The organism is Streptomyces ureilyticus, assembly GCF_011045025.1.
Classification (GTDB): domain Bacteria; phylum Actinomycetota; class Actinomycetes; order Streptomycetales; family Streptomycetaceae; genus Streptomyces; species Streptomyces ureilyticus.
The window spans coordinates 1-17,142 of record NZ_JAAKZX010000100.1; the positions used below are offsets into that span (position 1 = coordinate 1).

The window sequence follows — 17,142 nt, forward strand, 5'->3', positions numbered from 1 at the left end:
GACAGGGGCAAGACGGTGTGGTGTGAGGTGGGGGGTGGGTGACGTCGTCCGGCAGATTGGTATCAGGTGGTACCTTCAGGCCATGGCCAAGACGCAGATCAACATCCGTATGGACGACGAGACCGCCGAGATGGCCAGGCAGGCCGCGGAAACGAGGCGGATACCGGTCAACGAGTACGTCGAGCAGCTGATCCGTAGCGACAACGAGCGTGTGCGTGCGGTCTTCATGGCCGCGGCGCAGGAGGTGCTCGACGAGTACGGGGATCTGATCGACGAGCTGGAAGGGGAGACCGGTTCGTGACCGTCCAAGTGGATCTCGCCTGGATCCTTGAAGTCGCCCAGCGGGCCGGCGCGGATGATCCGGGTATCGACGACTATGGCGTGCCTGTCGCCGCTGTCGAACGTCATCGGGCCGTCCTCGTCGGCCAGGACGTCTATCACGGCTCCTCCGCCAAGGCCGCCGCCCTCGCTCACTCGCTGGGCCGTATGCGATGGCTGGAGCGTTCCAACGTACGGGTCGCCGTGGCGGTGGCCCACGCCTACCTGGTCGCTTCGGGGGTGCCGTCCAAGCTGGACCAGGAGAGGGTCACCGCGCTGGTGGCTGAGTTGAAGAAGGAGAGCTGTACGGCGCGGAGTGTTGCGGCGGTGCTGAAGACCTGGGCGGTTTGAGGCGGTCAGGGGGTGTAGGCGGGCGAGGCCGAGCATGCCGATGGGGGCCGAGCCATGTGGGCTCGGCCCCCATCGGGCATGCCTCGGCCGCGGCGGCTCCCCCTCCGCGCCGCCGCGGCCGATCCCCGTCGGGAAGTGGGCTTCTTGGAGTGTCAGCTGGGCGGGCTGTTGTCCTCGGGCTTGGTGTCCCCGTCCGACACCGGCTGGCTGGGCGGGCTGTTGTCCTGGGTGGTCGCGCCCCCGTCGGACACCGGCTCGCTCGGCGGGCTGTTGTCCAGCGTGGTGAAGCCCTCCTTGCCTACCGGCTCGCTGGGCGGGCTGTTGTCTGCGGGCTTGAAGTCCGTGTCCTTGGCCTTCTCGGTCATGTGCTCAACTTCCTCTTCTCTGGTGAGTGCGAAGTGAGGAACGCCCGCCCGGATGCTCCCCCGAGGGCCACCGGACGGGCGTCGCGGAGCCGTATCCCCCGGTCGGGCTCCTCGTCAGACCGTCTGCCCCCCGACGCGACGGTGTGACAGATATGACAGTGCCTTGCGGCGATAAACGAATGCTGAACGTCCGCAACACACTGGAGAGTCTCTTGTTGCTGAGGCATGCTCAGGCTGCCGCGGCAGGCCTGAGCAGCGCGCGTACCTCGTCGGCTTCCTCGGCGCTGTCGTTCGCTTCGTAGAGGTTGAGGGCCTCCCGCCAGCAGGCCTGCGCCCGGTCCGCCTGCCCGAGAGCCGAGAGTGCCCGGCCGAGGAGGGTCAGGACATTGCCCCGCATCCAGTCGCCGCCGACGCAGCCCAGGGCGAGCGCCTGTTCAGCTCCTTGGGCCGCTCGAGCCGGGCGGCGGACGGCGAGATGCACTTCGGCGATCCGGAAGTGGGTGTTCCCCTGCCAGAGCCGCTGCCGGTGGTCCGTGAAGATGCTCAGCGCGTCCGAGAACTCGCCGAGCGCCTCGGCGTGACGTCCGGCGGCGGTCAGAGCCATGCCCAAGTTGTAGTGCCCGTTGGCTTTACGCATCGGCCTTCCCAACTCGGCGTGTGCCGCGAGCGCCTGCTGTGCGATCTCGACGGCCCTCGCGACGTTGCCCATCCCCAAGTGGGCGCGGGAGAGGTTGGCGAGTGCGACTGCTTCGTTCGCCCTGTTGCCGACCGCCCGGTAGCCCTCTATCGCCTGTTCATAGAGAGCCCTGGCGTCCACGTACCGCTTCTGCCGCAAGAAGACGTTGCCCCGGTCGTTGGCCGCCCAGCTCCGCGCGGTGACGTCCCCCGCTGACGCCGCGAGCTCCATAGCCAGCTCGGCCTGTTCCGCCGCCTGCTCGATACGTCCGGAGACCAAGAGGACTTGGGAAAGGGTCGTACGCGCTCTGCCCTCCGCCCGTACGTCTCCCGCGGCCCGGGTGGCCTCGCACGCCGCTCTGGCCGTTGTCTCGTACTGGTGGGAGTTCGCGCCCGACTCGGTCAGGTCCTTGGCCATCCACAGGAGGTCGACCGCACGCCGGATCCTGTCCGTGCCCGCGGACTGCTGCACGCAGGCCAACAGCGAAGCCGCCTCCGTGTACAGCCAGTCCAGGGCGGCGGCACCCTCGGTGAACCGCAGCCCCGCGTACTCCGTCGCCTCCAGGTGATCCACCAGCCGATCCCCCGGCCGCTCGATCGCGTAAACCCCCGCCGCCGTGGCCAGGTAGAAGTCCAGCAACCGCGACATCGCCGCCTCCCGCTCGCTCGGCGGCTGCTCGTCCCGCTCCGCGCATGCACGCGCGTAGAGCCGCACCAAGTCGTGGTACCGATAACGACCCGGCGCCGCGGACTCCAGCAGCGACGTATCGACCAGCGACTCCAGCAAGTCCTCGGTGTCGTCCGGCGGAAGGTCCAGTACGGCCGCGGCGGCGGCCAGCGAGATGTCCGGACCGTCGGCCAGTCCCAGGAGCCGGAACGCCCGTGCCTGTGCCGGCTCCAACTGCCCGTACCCCAGCTCGAACGTGGCCTTCACCGCCAGATCCCCGGCCTGCAGCTCATCAAGCCGCCGCCGCTCATCGCCCAGCTTCGCCGCCAGCACCGACACCGTCCACGTACGACGGGCCGCCAGCCGTGACGCCGCGATCCGGATGGCGAGGGGCAGGAAGCCGCAGGCCGCGACCACGTCCAGCGCGGCCTTCCGCTCGGACGCCACCCGTTCCTCGCCCACGATCTTCGTGAAGAGCAGCAGCGCTTCTTCGGGAGACATCACGTCCAGGTCCACCAGGTGCGCGCTCGCCAGGTCCACCATCCGTACGCGCGAAGTGACCAGCGCCGCGCAGCCCTCCGTCCCGGGCAGGAGCGGACGCACCTGGGCGGCGTCCCGCGCGTTGTCCAGCAGCACGAGCACCCGCCGCCCGTCCAGAACCGACCGGTACAGAGCCGCCCGCTCCTCCAGCGAGTCCGGGATGGCGGAGTCGGCAGTCCCCAATGCCCGCAGGAAAGCCCCCAGCACCGTCTCCGGCTCGGCCGCCCGCGCCCCCGCCCCCTGGAGGTCCACGTACAACTGCCCGTCGGGGAACGAGGACCGCGCCTGGTGTGCCACATGCACAGCCAGCGTCGTCTTCCCCACGCCCCCGATACCGGCCAATGCCGACACCGCCATCACCCGGCCCTCGGCCGCCGACGTCGCCGACAGCACCTCGCGCAGTTCGGCCACGAAAGACGCCCGACCGGTGAAGTCCGAGACACTGGCGGGAAGTTGGGCCGGTTTCACGGGCGCAGCCGCAGGCTCTTCCACCGGCTCAGACGGTTCCGCCAGTGCCGGGTCCGCCTGCAAGATCCGCTGCTGCAACTCCTTCAACCCCGGCCGCGGATCCACCCCCAGCTCATCCGCCAGCAGGCGGCGCGTGTCCGCGTACACCGCCAGCGCCTCCGCCTGCCGCCCGCTGCGGTACAGCGCCAGCATCAGCAGTTCCCGCAGGCGCTCGCGCAGCGGATGGGCCGCCGTCAGGGCGGTCAGCTCGGAGACGGCCTCCGCGTGGCAGCCCTGTTCGAGGTCCATGTCGAGCCGGGCCTCGGCCAGTTGCAGCCGCCACTCCTCCAGCCGCGTCCGCTGCGTGTCCGCGTACGGACCCGGAACGCCCGCCAGTACCTCCCCGTCCCACAGGCTCAGCGCCTTGTTCAGCAGGGTGCGCGCATGACACAGATCCCCGGCGGTACGAGCCTTCTCCGCGTCCGCCGCCAGCTCTTGGGCCAGGGCGAGGTCCAGCGCCCCCTCGCCGAGCGAGCGGATCGCGTACCCGCCCGACTCGCTGACCAGGACCCCGGAGCCGAGGACCTTCCGGAGGCGGGAGGCGTACGTGCGGACCGCCGCCAGCGCCTGCGAGGGGGGCTCCTCGCCCCAGAGGGCGTCGATCAGTTCGGAAGCCGTGGCCGTACGGCCCTCGCGCAGGAGCAATGCCGCGAGCAGTGCCCGCTGCTGCGGGGAACCGGTGGGCAACGGTTCCGCGCCGTGCCAGGCGCGTACCGGGCCGAGCAGGCTGAAGCGGAGCGGCGCGGCCGATTCCTCGGGGCGCCCCTGCTCCAGCGGCTCTACTCGCGGTACACCGTCCATCGCTGTCCCCCTGCCGAAACCCCTGTCGAACTGTCATGACAACCAGGCCAGTTTGCCTTGTGACCGCCGGATACGTCAGCCGTGGGAGACGCCGATCACAGGCGGACATGCCATGGACTGAAACGTCTCACACGGCCCTCACAAGCTCCTCTCAACCTAGAGACCGCTTACCGCCAACGGATACAGGGGCAGCTCGGCCAGGCAGCCGTTGACCGCACGATGTCCGCATAGCTGACGCCCCGTCAGATCGGCGCTACCGTAAGACCCCATGGAGACCATGGAGACTTTCCCGAAGATCATCTCGGTGGACGACCACACGGTCGAGCCCCCCAACGTCTGGCGGGACCGGCTCCCGTCGAAGTACCAGGACCGAGGCCCCCGTATCGTCCGCGCGCCACTGAAGGAAATGACCTTCCTGGGCGGCAAGTTCGCCCCCGTCATGGGCAGCCCCGGCGACGACGGCCCGATCGGCGACTGGTGGGTCTACGAGGACCTGCACCGCCCCCTCACCCGCCTCGACACCGCCGTCGGGTACTCCCGCGACGAGATCAAGCTCGAGATCATCACGTACGAGCAGATGCGCCCCGGCTCGTACGACGTCCCGCAGCGCCTCGCCGACATGGACGTCAACCACGTCCAGAGCGCGGTCTGCTTCCCCACCTTCCCCCGCTTCTGCGGCCAGACCTTCACGGAGGCGAAGGACCACGAGCTCGGCCTCCTCGGCGTCCGCGCGTACAACGACTGGATGGTGGAGGAGTGGTGCGGCCCCGAGGCGCAGGGCCGGCTGATACCGCTCACCCTCATCCCGCTCTGGGACGCCGAGCTGGCGGCGCAGGAGGTACGCCGCAATGCCGCTCGCGGCGTACGCGCCGTCGCCTTCTCCGAGATACCCCCGCACCTCGGACTGCCGTCCGTCCACACGGACGACTGGGACCCGTTCCTCGCCGCCTGCGACGAGACCGGCACGGTCATCGCCATGCACATCGGGTCCAGCAGCAAGATGCCCTCCACCTCCGCGGACGCGCCGCCCGCCGTCGGCTCCACCATCACCTTCGCCAACTGCTGCTTCTCGATGGTCGACTGGCTGATGAGCGGCAAGTTCGAACGCTTCCCGAACCTCAAGGTCATGTACGCGGAGGGCCAGATCGGCTGGATCCCGTACATCCTGGAGCGCGCGGACGTGGTGTGGGAGGAGAACCGTGGCTGGGGCGGCGTCGCCGACAAGGTCCACCGGCCGCCCTCCGAGCTCTTCGCCGAGCACGTCTACGGCTGCTTCTTCGACGACGCCTTCGGCCTGAAGAACCTGGACGCGATCGGCGTCCCGAACGTGCTCTACGAGACCGACTACCCCCACTCCGACTCCACCTGGCCCAAGTCCCGCGAGGTCGGCGAGGCACAGATGGGGCACCTGGACGCGGACGTGGTCGACCGGATCGTACGGCGGAACGCCATCGATCTGCTGGGGCTGACGGAGGACGGGCTGTGGGCCGGACCGGGCGGTGCCCGTTGAGCATCGGACCGCAGCATGGCCTGCAGCACGGACTGGAGTACGGGATGCAGCTCCCGATCCAGTCGCAGAGCACGATCTACGCCGAGGCGTGGGAGGCGGCGGCCGGTCCTGACGACCTCGTCGAGATCGCCCGTACCGCCGACCGCTCCGGCTTCGCCTACGTCGCGAGCTGCGACCACGTCGCCATCCCGCGCCGGCTCGCCGCCGCGATGAGCACCGTCTGGTACGACCCCGTCGCCACCCTCGCGTTTCTTGCCTCGGTGACGGAGCGCGTTCGGCTGCTCAGCCATGTCGCCGTGGTCGGACTCCGGCACCCGCTCATCACGGCCAAGCAGTACGCGACCCTCGACCACCTGAGCGGCGGCCGCTTGATCCTCGGCGTCGGCGCCGGCCACGTACAGGAGGAGTTCGAGGCGCTCGGGGCCGACTTCGAGCGTCGCGGCCCCGTACTCGACGAGAGCATCGACGCGCTGCGATCAGCCCTGGGGCGTGATGAATTCCCGGAGCATCACGGGAAGTTGTACGACTTCGAAGGGCTCGGGCAACGGCCCCGGCCGGCGCAGTCTCACGTACCCATCTGGGTCGGCGGTTCCTCACCGGCCGCTCTACGCCGGGCTGCGGTCAAGGGAGACGGCTGGCTGCCGCAGGGGGATCCGCGGGACCGACTCCCGTCCCAGATCGCCCAACTGAAGCGAATACGACAGGAGGCGGGCGTCACCGAGCCGGTCGTCGTCGGCGCCATCACCGAGCCGCTGTACGTGGGGGAGCCGGGTTGGGACGTCGGGCGTCGCACACTCTCCGGCCACCCTGAAGCACTCGCCGAGTCGCTACGGGCGTACCAGGCAATGGGCGTTCACCAGATCCAGGTCCGCTTCCGCTCCCGCAGCCGAAGCGAACTCACGGACCAGATGGGGACGTTCGGAGCGGAGGTGGCTCCGCATCTCTAGTTGAACCGTTCCTGGGGACTGAGTGGGAGTGAACCCGCTCAGCCGCACGCCCCGAACGGTCTTGGGCGCACTGGTCCCCGGCGTACTCAACCCCGGGGCGGCGACACGCATCCTGTGCATGGTCCGGGCCCGGGAGGCCGGTTCCCTCACGACCTGGCCATATAGGTACGGCCAGAGGCGACGGGGAGGCCCCGAACCATCACTCCGGTGGAGCGGGGGCCCCGCACGCTGGCACCGTACCCGGCGTCCCAGATCGCACGATCACCGTAGCCCGAACAGCCCACACTGCTGCAAGCCCGGAAGCCGACCATCACACGATCGAGCTAATCCGCCCTCGTGCGCACATCTCGGCAAGCAGTTGGTAACCCCTCTGGCCTTTTCCCCCTCTACTCGGCTAGACATTCTTCGACCCCACATTCACCAGTGGGTTCTCGGGGATTCGACCGCTCAGGGGGAAACTTGACGATGTATCAGCACGCGCGGAGACGTCCCAGGCGTCTCAGACTCGTCGGTGCCGCGGTGACCGCGCTCGTCCTCGCGGCAACGGGGACCGCGACACAGGCGATGGCCGCGCAGGACACCGCTCAGAAGCCGCATTCGGCCAAGACACCGCCGCCGCCCGTCCCGACGCTCACCTGGTCCGACTGCCAGGGCGGCTTCGAGTGCGCCAACGCCGATGTTCCGCTGGACTACCGGGAGCCGCAGGGGCGCACGATCACGCTCGCGGTGGTCCGCAAGAAGGCGGCCGACCCGGCGAAGCGCAAGGGCACGCTCTTCATGCAGCCCGGCGGGCCCGGCAACTCCGGGGTGGACTTCGTCCGCAACAACTACGAGGACCTGCCGGCCGCGCTGCGCGACTCGTTCGACGTCTTCGGCTACGACGTCCGCGGTGTCGGCCGCAGTTCGGCGCTGACCTGCTTCGACGACGCCCGCTACACCAAGGCCGTCACCGACGCGAAGGGTGTTCCCGGCCCCGACGCCTTCGGTCCGGCGGTGCGCGAGGCGGCCGAGTTCAACCAGGCCTGCCTCGACAACTCGGGCGAGCTGCTGCCGTACGTCGGCACCGAGTACGTCGCCCGTGACATCGACCTGCTCCGGCAGGCGCTCGGCGAGAAGCAACTCACCTACTACGGCCGGTCGTTCGGCTCGTACATCGGAACCGTGTACGCGGCGATGTTCCCGAAGCGGGTGCGGGCGCTGTCGCTCGACGGGGCGTACGACCCGTACAAGTACGCCTACCGCCCCTACGACTACGACCGGGCCCAGTACCTGGCGCTGGACGGCTCGGTGAGCCGCTTCCTCGACTGGTGCGCCGCCGACCCGGCGACCTGCGGCTTCGGCGACGGCGACCCGCGCGGGGCGTTCGAGAAGCTGAAGAAGGACCTCGACGCGAATCCGGTGCCGACCGCGAACGGCGGGCAGGCCAATGGCTACACCCTCGTCTACCGGCTGATGTTCAACATCAACGAGGGCAAGGTCATCTGGCCCTCGCTCGGCGAGGCGCTGAAGAAGGCGCAGCTGCGGGACAACACCTCGTTCCTGCTGCGGCCGCCGTCCCCGGCCAGCTTCGACTTCCTCGGCCCGAACGTGGTCGTCGAGTGCGTCGACAAGGACTACCCGAAGAGCCTGCGCAAGCTGCAGCGGAACGTGACGGCCAACGCGAAGGACGCGCCGCTGCTGGGCCCGGCCATGGCGTACGGCCCGCCGACGTACGACCACCAGCACGCCACCGCGTGCGTGCAGTGGCCCGCCGAGAAGGCCAGCCGCTACGACGGCTCCTTCCGGGCGAGGGGTTCGGCGCCGATCCTGGTCCTCGGCACCACCGGTGACCCGGATACCCCGTACCAGGACGCGGTCGCCCTCAGCCGGCAGCTGGACAACGCCTCGCTGCTGACCTTCCAGGCCGAGGGGCATACCGCCTTCGGCCGCAGCGCCTGCGCGACGGACGCGGTCGTCGGCTACCTGGTCGACCTGAAGGTGCCGGCCTCCGGCACGACCTGCGCCGACGAGACCCCGCCGCCGTCCAGCACACCGAAGAAGGCCCCGCCCGGCACGACCCTGGGCGAACTCCGCAACGGCGTCAACGAGCGCGTGGAGCGCATCGGCGAGGTGAGCTGACCGTTTCCGTGAACCGACCGGTTCGGTGAGCTGATCGGTTCGGTGAGCTGATCGCTTCCATGCCTGATCGGTCGGCACGAGCCCCGGGCGCCCGCCCCCACACGTCGAGCGTCCGGGGTTTCGCACGTTCTCAGCGACCTGTCTGACAGCATGACAGGAATTCTTTGAAGATTTGAACAGGCCCACGCCGAGCCCCGTACGTAAAGACGTCACGACTTCGGCCGAAGGACCCGCGAGATGCGATCTTCCAGGCACGTCAGCACCGCGAATCACGTCCCCCGTCCCCCCACTCACGTTGATTCCTCACGGAGACTGACCGTCGTCCTGGCCTGCGCCGAGGAGGACTGGCCGCACGACGACTGGCCGGCCCCGGACGATCCGTACGTGGGCCGAGTAGTGCACGCCCCCGAGCCTCACCAAGCGCTGCGCGAGCACGCCGACACCGCGGACGTCGTGGTGCTGCCCTGCGAGAACCCGGCGGAGGCCTTCCCGAGGCTGCTCAGCGCTATGGATGACATGAACGCGTCAGTGATCGTCATCAGTCCTGAGCGCGACCCCGAGACGATCGTGGACGTCTTCCGCGGTGGAGCCGGCTACCTGGTCGAAGGCGACTACTGCACCTGCATGCTCTCCGCGGCGGTCTTGGGATCCACGACCGGCCACACCTATCTCTCACCGGCGGCGTGCGCGGCCCTCAGGGAATGCGCGCAGCGGATGGCGGTCCCGCGCGACGACGCCTTGCAGCGGCTGCGGGCCCTACTCTCCCCCCGCGAGCGCCAGATCATGGAGTTACTGTCCACCGGTCTGGGCGCACAGGAGATCGGCGTGCGTCTGAGGCTGACCGAGAAGACGGTCCGCAACAACCTCAGCAACATCTACGCCAAGCTCGACGCCCGGGGGAGTACGGACGCGGTCCTGCGATGGCTCGGTGCCAGGCACGGCGACCACCTGGGGTCCACGGGCTGACGTTGCCGTGACGGCTACGGAAGTAGCCCCCGCTCGACGAGAAGCGGGGGCTTGGTGCCGGACGCGATGCCGGCACCGTCGGCTACGGCCGTCCTCCCGAAGAGTTACGGCGCCGGGATCTCCGACAGCGGGATCTCGACGTCCGTGACGTTCGCGCCGCCCTTGCCGAATCCGGGCTGCTCCGAGTCGGCACGGATCTCGGCGACCTGCGGGTTGCTGCCGTTCAGGGCTTCATCGGCCTGCGGCGTACCGCACTTCGCGTTGCGCAGCCAGAGACGGCCGTCAGGTGTGCCGTTCTTCAGGAGCTGCGGATAGAAGACGTGCACGCTCGTGCCGTTCTCCTTGGGGGAGAAGAACACCGTCTGGCCGTCCTGCGCCTCCTTGTACGTGGCCCTGAGGAATCCGCTCACGTCGGTGCGCTTCTCGGACCACATGAAGAACCCGACGTGGTCGGGCAGCACCGTGTCCGTCCTGGAGAAGTCGAAGCCGGTCCCCTTGTCGTCACGCTGGAGGTTGAACTCCGTCGTGTTGAACTTGGTGCCGATCTCGAAGAACGAGTTCGCCAGCTTCGAGTCGGCGGCGGCGACGAAGCCGTCTTCGAGCGTGATGAACCTGGTCACCGACGTGGACACGTTGAAGGCCTTCTCGCCTTCGGTCGTCTTACCGCAGTTGTTGAACGGCGTCGAGACGCGTTTGTTGGGACCCAGGTTGTTCCTCTTGACCTGGACGTCGACGAATTCGCAGTTCTCCAGTGTCGCGGCGTTCTCCGCGCAGTCCCTCGATACTTCGGAGGGTGTGGCGGCACCCGCCTGGTTCATCAGCGGAATGGCGACGGCGGCGGCCACCACCGGGGCCAGCGCGATCGTGATGCGCTTCTTCTTGCTCCGATGATTTCCCTTGTGGCCGGGGCGTGTCATGGTGCGTCTCCTCTTGGAGGGGGAAAGTGGGGGAAGCGGTGGGGGTCGCGAGTATGGGGGAGGCAGGCAGGCCCGTCAGCAGTCGGTCTCTACGGGATCGAGCGCCCCGTCCGCGACTCCGGGAGCGCCGGCCGCTTTTGGCAGAACGACGGGTCCCTCGATGACCTCCGGCGCTGTGTAGTTCTGCTCGGGGACGGCATTGGTGGTGGTGGTCGCCTCGCGGGCGTTGATCTTCACTTGCCATTCGCCCGTCATGCGCTGCATCCTCGGCGTGAACTCCATGTGGAGGACCTTGCCTTCGGGAACCTGCCTGGTTTCGCTGTCGCCGGCGGTGACCGTCTTGACGGTGATGTCGGTCGTTCCCTTGTGCTTGAGCCAGGACCCGCTCAGCGCGCCGAAGAGCCCTCCAGCGGCACCTTGTTGTGTCGCGGTGTACTTGCCCTCGCCCTGGCCCACGGTCGCCGTCCACTTGAACTCGGCCTTCGGGCTGGAGTTGGCCTCGCAGTTCGGGAAGTCGACCGTGACCTTCTCCTTGGGGCCGTTGAAGGTCTCGAAACCCGTCTCGACGAACTTGCAGCTGTCGGACTGGAAACCGGGGCCGGCGATCCCATGGCCGCCAAAGTCCTCGAGGGACTGTTTCTTGCCGTTGAGGACCTTGGTCCTTTCGCACATAGTGATGATCTCTTGTGCGGTCTTCTCCTCGGCCGCGTTGGCCGACGGCAGCACCACCGTGGCGACGGCGGCACCCGTCGTGAGCGCCGCGCCGATCGCTACATACCGGACCTTCTTGTTCTTGAATCGCCTCTTCGCCACGCTTTTCTCTCTCCTTGAGGGGGGTTTTATTGGCAGTTCCTTTGCTTTCCTGTTGGGAAATATTGGCGTTCGCTTCGCGGTCCCGACAGAGTCAAATGTCCCTACCTGTCGGTCACTTCGCGTGTGCGATGGGCCACATCGCCCCCCATGTCGTCGCTCCCTCCCTCTTGCCTGACGATCCGTCAGATACGACGATGAGGCGTCAGGAAGCATCGACAAGCGTCAGCAAGATGCGTCAGCACGCAGGCGACGAAGGAGAGGCACCCCATGGGCAAGCTCGACGGACGCGTCGTCCTCATCACCGGTGCCGCGCGCGGCCAGGGTGAGCAGGAGGCGCGGCTCTTCGTCGCGGAGGGCGCCGAGGTCGTCATCGGAGACGTACTGGACGATCAAGGGGAGGCGCTGGCCAAGGAGTTGGGCGCGCGGTACGTGCACCTCGACGTGAGCCAGGAGGCCGACTGGCAGTCCGCGGTGGCCGTGGCCAAGGAGGCGTACGGGCGGATCGACGGGCTGGTGAACAACGCCGGGATCCTGCGCTTCAACGAGCTGGTGAGCACGCCGCTGGAGGAGTTCCAGCAGATCGTGCAGGTCAACCAGGTCGGGGTCTTCCTCGGCATCAAGACCGTCGCGCCCGAGATCGAAGCGGCGGGCGGCGGCACGATCGTGAACACCGCCTCGTACGCGGGGATGACGGGCATGGCCTGGATCGGCGCGTACGCGGCGACCAAGCACGCGATCGTCGGGCTGACGCGGGTGGCCGCGCTGGAGCTGGCCGGGAAGGGGATACGCGTCAACGCCGTCTGCCCGGGTGCGATCGACACCGCCATGAGCAACCCGGCCCAGCTCAACCCGGACGCGGACGCCGAGAAGGCCGCCGAGGGCATCGACCGGCTGTACCGCAAGCGTGTGCCGCTCGGGCGGATCGGTCGGCCGGAGGAGGTGGCGCGGCTGGTCCTCTTCCTCTCCGGTGACGACTCCTCGTACATCACGGGGCAGCCGTTCGTGATCGACGGTGGCTGGCTGGCGGGGGTCAGCGTTCTCTGACGTCCTGGCATCCCTGACGTGCTGACGTCCCGTCAGGTATTGACCCTTCGCGGGTGCGGTGCGACAGTCTGCGCAGCAGAACTGACGCCTCGTCAGATCCGCTTCAAGCCGATGTTGGGGACGGTGAACCTCCTTGGAATTCGGGCTCTTTGTACAGGGATACGTGGGCAAGCGGGCCGAGACCGATCCGCTCGCCGAGCACAAGGCGCTGATGGAGGAGACCGAGTACGTCATCCAGGCGGACAAGTCCGGCTTCAAGTACGCCTGGGCGTCCGAGCACCACTTCCTGGAGGAATACTCGCACCTCTCGGCGAACGAGGTCTTCCTCGGGTATCTGGCGCACGCCACCGAGCGGATCCATCTGGGGTCGGGGATCTTCAACCCCCTCGCCCAGGTCAACCACCCGGTGAAGGTCGCCGAGAAGGTCGCGATGCTCGACCATCTCTCCGAAGGCCGCTTCGAGTTCGGCAGCGGACGGGGCGCGGGTTCGCACGAGATCCTCGGCTTCATCCCCGGCGTCACCGACATGAACTACACCAAGGAGATCTGGGAAGAGACCATCGCCGAGTTCCCGAAGATGTGGCTCCAGGAGGAGTACGTCGGGTTCCAGGGCAAGCACTGGTCGCTGCCGCCGCGCAAGATCCTCCCCAAGCCGTACGGGAAGGCGCACCCCGCCATGTGGTACGCGGCCGGGTCCCCGCCCTCGTACGCCATGGCCGCCCGCAAGGGGCTGGGTGTGCTCGGCTTCAGCGTGCAGAAGGTCTCCGACATGGAGTGGGTGCTGGAGCAGTACAAGACGGCGGTGGTCGAGGCGGAGCCGGTGGGTGCGTTCGTCAACGACAACGTCATGGTGACGTCTACGGCTGTCTGTGCGCCTACGCATGAGGAGGCGGTGCGGATCGCCGCCGGCGGGAACCTGCACTATCTGCAGTCGCTGGTGTTCCGGTACCACGACACGTTTCCTCGGCCGGAGGGTTTCCCGGTGTGGCCGGAGACGCTTCCTGAGTTCAGCGAGGAGATCATCGAGCATCTCATCGCTGAGGAGTTGTTGATCTGCGGGGACCCGGATGAGGTGCTCACGCAGTGCAAGAGGTGGGAGCAGGCGGGGGCCGATCAGTTGTCCTTTGGACTGCCGATCGGGATCTCGCGTGAGGACACGTTGCAGACGATTCGGCTCGTCGGGGAGCACGTGATTCCGAAGATCGATACGGATCCTGTGCATCGGACCTCGCGGTTCCGTGCGAGCGCGTGAGCGCCGTTGAAACAGCCCCGCGCCCCTGAAGGGCGCGTCCAGTGCACCGGAGTTTAAGGAGGCGAGCTCCATGCTCGATCACGTCATCAAAGGCGCGACCGTCGTCGACGGGACGGGCGCGCCCGCCTATACCGCCGACGTGGGGATACGCGACGGGCGGATCGCCGTCATCGGTACGGTCACCGAGGAGGCTCGTACGTCCGAGGACGCCTCTGGCCTCGTTCTCGCCCCCGGCTTCGTCGATCCCCACACCCACTATGACGCCCAGCTCTTCTGGGACCCGTACGCGACTCCCTCCCTCAACCACGGGGTGACGACCGTCGCCGGCGGGAACTGCGGCTTCACGCTCGCGCCCCTGAACCCCTCTCGGCCCGAAGACGCCGACTACACGCGGCGGATGATGTCCAAGGTGGAGGGGATGTCGTTGGTGGCGCTCGAGGAGGGGGCGCCTTGGAGTTGGCATTCGTTCGGGGAGTATCTCGATGCTCTCGAGGGGCGGATTGCCGTCAACGCGGGGTTCATGGTGGGGCATTGTGCGCTGCGGCGGTATGTGATGGGGCCGGATGCCGTGGGCGGGCAGCCTTCCGAGGAGCAACTGGCGGAGATGCTGCGGCTGTTCCATGAGTCGATGGACGCGGGGGGCTGGGGGCTGTCGACCACCCAGTCCTCCTCGCACTCCGACGGTGACGGGAAACCGGTCGCCTCGCGGCATGCGAAACCGGCCGAACTGCTGGCCCTGTCCCGTGCCGTCGCCGAACACGAGGGCACGCAGATCGAGGCCATCGTGGCGGGCTGCCTCGATCAGTTCAGCGATGACGAGATCGATCTCTTCGTGGAGATGAGCGCGTCGGCGGGCCGGCCCCTGAACTGGAATGTTCTGACGATCGACGCATCCGTCCCCGAGCGCGTACCGAGGCAACTGGCCGCAAGTGAGCGCGCCCGTAAGGCCGGTGGCCGGATCATCGCGCTGACGATGCCGATCCTCACGCCGATGAACATGTCGCTCGGCACCTTCTGCGCCCTCAACCTGATCCCCGGCTGGGGCGAGATCCTCGGCCTGCCGGTGCCCGAGCGGATCGCGAAACTCCGCGACCGGGACGTACGCACCGAGATGCTGCGCCGCGCGGACAGCAAGGAGGCGGGTGTCTTCCGTCGACTCGCCAACTTCGAGCGGTACGTCATCGGGGACACGTACAGCCCGGAGAACGAAGGGCTGAGCGGCCGTGTCGTACGGGACATCGCGGCCGAACGCGGCCAGGAACCCTTCGAGTGCATCGTCGAGATCTGCGCCAACGACCAGATGCGTACGGTCCTTTGGCCCATGCCGCCCGACAACGACCCCGACTCCTGGGCGCTGCGCGCCGAGACCTGGCAGCACGAGGACGTGATGCTGGGCGGGTCCGACGCGGGGGCGCATCTGGACCGGATGTGCGGGGCGCCGTACACGACGCGGTTCATCGGGGACTGTCTGCGCGGGCGGAAGCTCGCGACGCTGGAGCAGGCCGTGCAGATGCTCACCGACGATCCCGCCCAGCTCTTCGGCCTGCGGGAACGCGGGCGGATCGCCGAGGGGTGGCATGCCGACCTCGTCCTGTTCGACCCGGAACGCATCGACGCCGGTACGGCCACGCTGGTGCACGACCTGCCGGGAGACAGCCCGCGGCTGGACTCCAAGGCGATCGGGATCACGGCGGTCTGGGTGAACGGGGTCGAGGCGATTCGCGGGGACGAGGTGACCGGGGCGGTGCCGGGGAAGGTGCTGCGGTCGGGCCGGGACACGCGGACGGTGAGCACCAAGTGACCGTAGTGAGGGCTGCGTTGGGAACCGCGGTGAGCGCTGCGTCGGGTACCGCGGTGATTACGTCGGCGAGACCGAGGTGAGTACGGAGTGACGGACGAGCAGCGGCTGTTCATCGGCGGTTCGTGGGTCGAGCCGGACGGCGGGCACTACGAGGTGGTCGACCCGGCGACCGAGGGGGTCGTCGGGCTGGCGCCGGAGGCCTCGCGGGATCAGGTGCTCGCGGCGGCGGCCGCGGCTCGCGAGGCCTTCGGCTCGTGGTCGCGTACGTCCCCCTCGGAGCGTGCGGCGATCCTGGAGCGGGCGGCGGACATCATCCAGCGCAACCTCGTCCCGTACGCCGAACTCGCCCAGGCGGAGAGCGGTGCCACGACCGGGACGGCGCGTGGGATGCAGGTGGGGGTGGGCGCGGCCCGTTTCAGGCGGTACGCGAAAGGCGCGCTGGAGCCGGTCGAGGAGGCGCTGGTCCCGCAGATCAACGAGGCGGGGCCGTTCGGCAAGGCGGCGGTGATGGGTGCGTTGGCCGTACGCCAGCCCGTCGGCGTCGTCACCTGCATCACCTCGTACAACAACCCCTGGGCGAACCCGGCCGGCAAGATCGCCCCGGCCCTGGCGATGGGCAACACGGTGGTGGTGAAGCCCGCGCCCCAGGACCCGCTGTCGGTCTACCGGATGGCGGAGGCGCTGGAGTCGGCGGGCGCCCCGCCGGGTGTCGTGAACGTCGTGTCGGGCTCGCGGGCGGAGGTCGGTGAGGCGGCGGTGGAGTCGGGTGACGTGGACATGATCAGCTTCACCGGCTCGACGGCGGTCGGGCAGCGCATCGCGGAAGTGTGCGGGCGGGACATGAAACGCCAGCTGATGGAGCTGGGCGGCAAGGGCGCGGCGATCGTCTTCGACGACGCGGACGTGGCGTCGGCGGTACGGGGGATCGGGACGACCTTCTCCTTCTACAGCGGGCAGATCTGTACGGCACCGACGCGGGTGCTCGCGCAGCGGGCGGTGTACGACCGCGTGGTCGACCAACTCGCCGGGTACGCAGGCTACTTGAGGGTCGGCGACCCGCGAGCCGAGGGCACGGTCGTGGGCCCGGTGATCACGGCGGCGCATCGGGACAGGGTCGAGTCGTATGTCGAGCTGGGCCGCAAGGAGGGCGCGCGGGTGGTCGCGGGCGGCGAGCGACCGGCGTACGACACCGGCTTCTACGTCGCCCCCACTCTCCTCGCGGACTGCACGAACGACATGCGGGTGGCGCGGGAGGAGATCTTCGGCCCGGTGGTCGTGGTCATCCCCTTCGACGAGGAGGAAGAGGGCGTCGCCCTCGCCAACGACTCCGACTACGGCCTGATCGACTACGTCTGGTCAGGGGACGTGGCGCGCGCATTCCGCGTGGCGCGGTCGCTACGGGCGGGCGGCGTTGGGGTCAACACGGTCGGTCGGAACATGGAGGCCCCGTTCGGGGGCTTCAAGAAGAGCGGGGTGGGGAGGGACGTGGGGTCGTACGCGCTGCATGCGTACAGCGAGGTGCAGGCGATCGTTTGGCCGGGGTGACGCCG

The 17,142-nt window shown here is 68.5% G+C and carries 14 protein-coding genes; 10 read left to right on the top strand and 4 right to left on the bottom strand.

Translation table 11 applies throughout. The features are described from left to right. The first annotated feature begins 82 nt into the window (after positions 1-82). Together G6048_RS27350 and G6048_RS27355 are read left to right on the top strand one after the other, a co-directional pair. Positions 83-301 (top strand): hypothetical protein, encoded by a 219-nt coding sequence (locus G6048_RS27350; protein WP_165342248.1) that lies wholly within the window; start codon positions 83-85, stop codon positions 299-301. Then, positions 298-669 carry a fic family toxin-antitoxin system, toxin component gene (locus G6048_RS27355; RefSeq protein WP_165342249.1) on the top strand — a complete coding sequence of 124 codons (372 nt, stop codon included), beginning with the start codon at positions 298-300 and terminating at the stop codon, positions 667-669. Before G6048_RS27350 ends, G6048_RS27355 begins: the two co-directional genes overlap by 4 nt. Before the next feature lie 152 nt (positions 670-821). Here the strand turns inward: G6048_RS27355 and G6048_RS27360 are convergent, their stop codons facing one another. Both G6048_RS27360 and G6048_RS27365 read right to left on the bottom strand, forming a co-directional pair. After that, on the bottom strand, positions 822-1,034 hold the full coding sequence (locus G6048_RS27360; protein ID WP_165342250.1) for a hypothetical protein: 213 nt from the start codon (positions 1,032-1,034) through the stop codon (positions 822-824). Positions 1,035-1,263: 229 nt separating this feature from the next. Beyond that, positions 1,264-4,224 (bottom strand): AfsR/SARP family transcriptional regulator, encoded by a 2,961-nt coding sequence (locus G6048_RS27365; RefSeq protein WP_165342251.1) that lies wholly within the window; start codon positions 4,222-4,224, stop codon positions 1,264-1,266. 277 nt (positions 4,225-4,501) lie between these two features. Here G6048_RS27365 and G6048_RS27370 point away from each other — a divergent pair, with 277 nt between their 5' ends. From G6048_RS27370 to G6048_RS27385, 4 genes are all read left to right on the top strand, one after another. After that, positions 4,502-5,734 (top strand): amidohydrolase family protein, encoded by a 1,233-nt coding sequence (locus G6048_RS27370; protein ID WP_165342275.1) that lies wholly within the window; start codon positions 4,502-4,504, stop codon positions 5,732-5,734. A 44-nt stretch (positions 5,735-5,778) separates the two neighbouring features. Then, the gene (locus tag G6048_RS27375) at positions 5,779-6,681 is read left to right on the top strand and encodes an LLM class F420-dependent oxidoreductase (protein WP_165342252.1); all 903 of its coding nucleotides are present in this window, start codon (positions 5,779-5,781) and stop codon (positions 6,679-6,681) included. Positions 6,682-7,146: 465 nt separating this feature from the next. Further along, positions 7,147-8,799, top strand: coding sequence for an alpha/beta hydrolase (locus G6048_RS27380; protein ID WP_206342199.1), 1,653 nt, complete (start codon positions 7,147-7,149; stop codon positions 8,797-8,799). Between the two features lie 237 nt (positions 8,800-9,036). Further along, entirely contained in the window at positions 9,037-9,765 is a 729-nt protein-coding gene (locus G6048_RS27385; protein WP_165342254.1) for a helix-turn-helix transcriptional regulator, read from the top strand. A 104-nt stretch (positions 9,766-9,869) separates the two neighbouring features. Here the strand turns inward: G6048_RS27385 and G6048_RS27390 are convergent, their stop codons facing one another. Together G6048_RS27390 and G6048_RS27395 are read right to left on the bottom strand one after the other, a co-directional pair. Beyond that, positions 9,870-10,682 carry a hypothetical protein gene (locus G6048_RS27390; RefSeq protein ID WP_165342255.1) on the bottom strand — a complete coding sequence of 271 codons (813 nt, stop codon included), beginning with the start codon at positions 10,680-10,682 and terminating at the stop codon, positions 9,870-9,872. Positions 10,683-10,757: 75 nt separating this feature from the next. After that, on the bottom strand, positions 10,758-11,495 hold the full coding sequence (locus tag G6048_RS27395; protein WP_165342256.1) for a hypothetical protein: 738 nt from the start codon (positions 11,493-11,495) through the stop codon (positions 10,758-10,760). A gap of 267 nt (positions 11,496-11,762) precedes the next feature. On the opposite strand from G6048_RS27395, the gene G6048_RS27400 reads away from it, so the two are divergent. From G6048_RS27400 to G6048_RS27415, 4 genes are all read left to right on the top strand, one after another. Beyond that, a complete protein-coding gene (locus G6048_RS27400) occupies positions 11,763-12,539 on the top strand; it encodes an SDR family NAD(P)-dependent oxidoreductase (protein WP_165342257.1) in 777 nt (258 codons plus the stop codon). A gap of 133 nt (positions 12,540-12,672) precedes the next feature. Next, entirely contained in the window at positions 12,673-13,791 is a 1,119-nt protein-coding gene (locus G6048_RS27405; protein WP_165342258.1) for an LLM class flavin-dependent oxidoreductase, read from the top strand. Between the two features lie 25 nt (positions 13,792-13,816). After that, the gene (locus tag G6048_RS27410; RefSeq protein ID WP_268979036.1) at positions 13,817-15,592 is read left to right on the top strand and encodes an N-acyl-D-amino-acid deacylase family protein; all 1,776 of its coding nucleotides are present in this window, start codon (positions 13,817-13,819) and stop codon (positions 15,590-15,592) included. Between the two features lie 87 nt (positions 15,593-15,679). After that, a complete protein-coding gene (locus G6048_RS27415; protein ID WP_165342260.1) occupies positions 15,680-17,137 on the top strand; it encodes an aldehyde dehydrogenase family protein in 1,458 nt (485 codons plus the stop codon). The last annotated feature ends 5 nt before the right edge of the window (positions 17,138-17,142 follow it).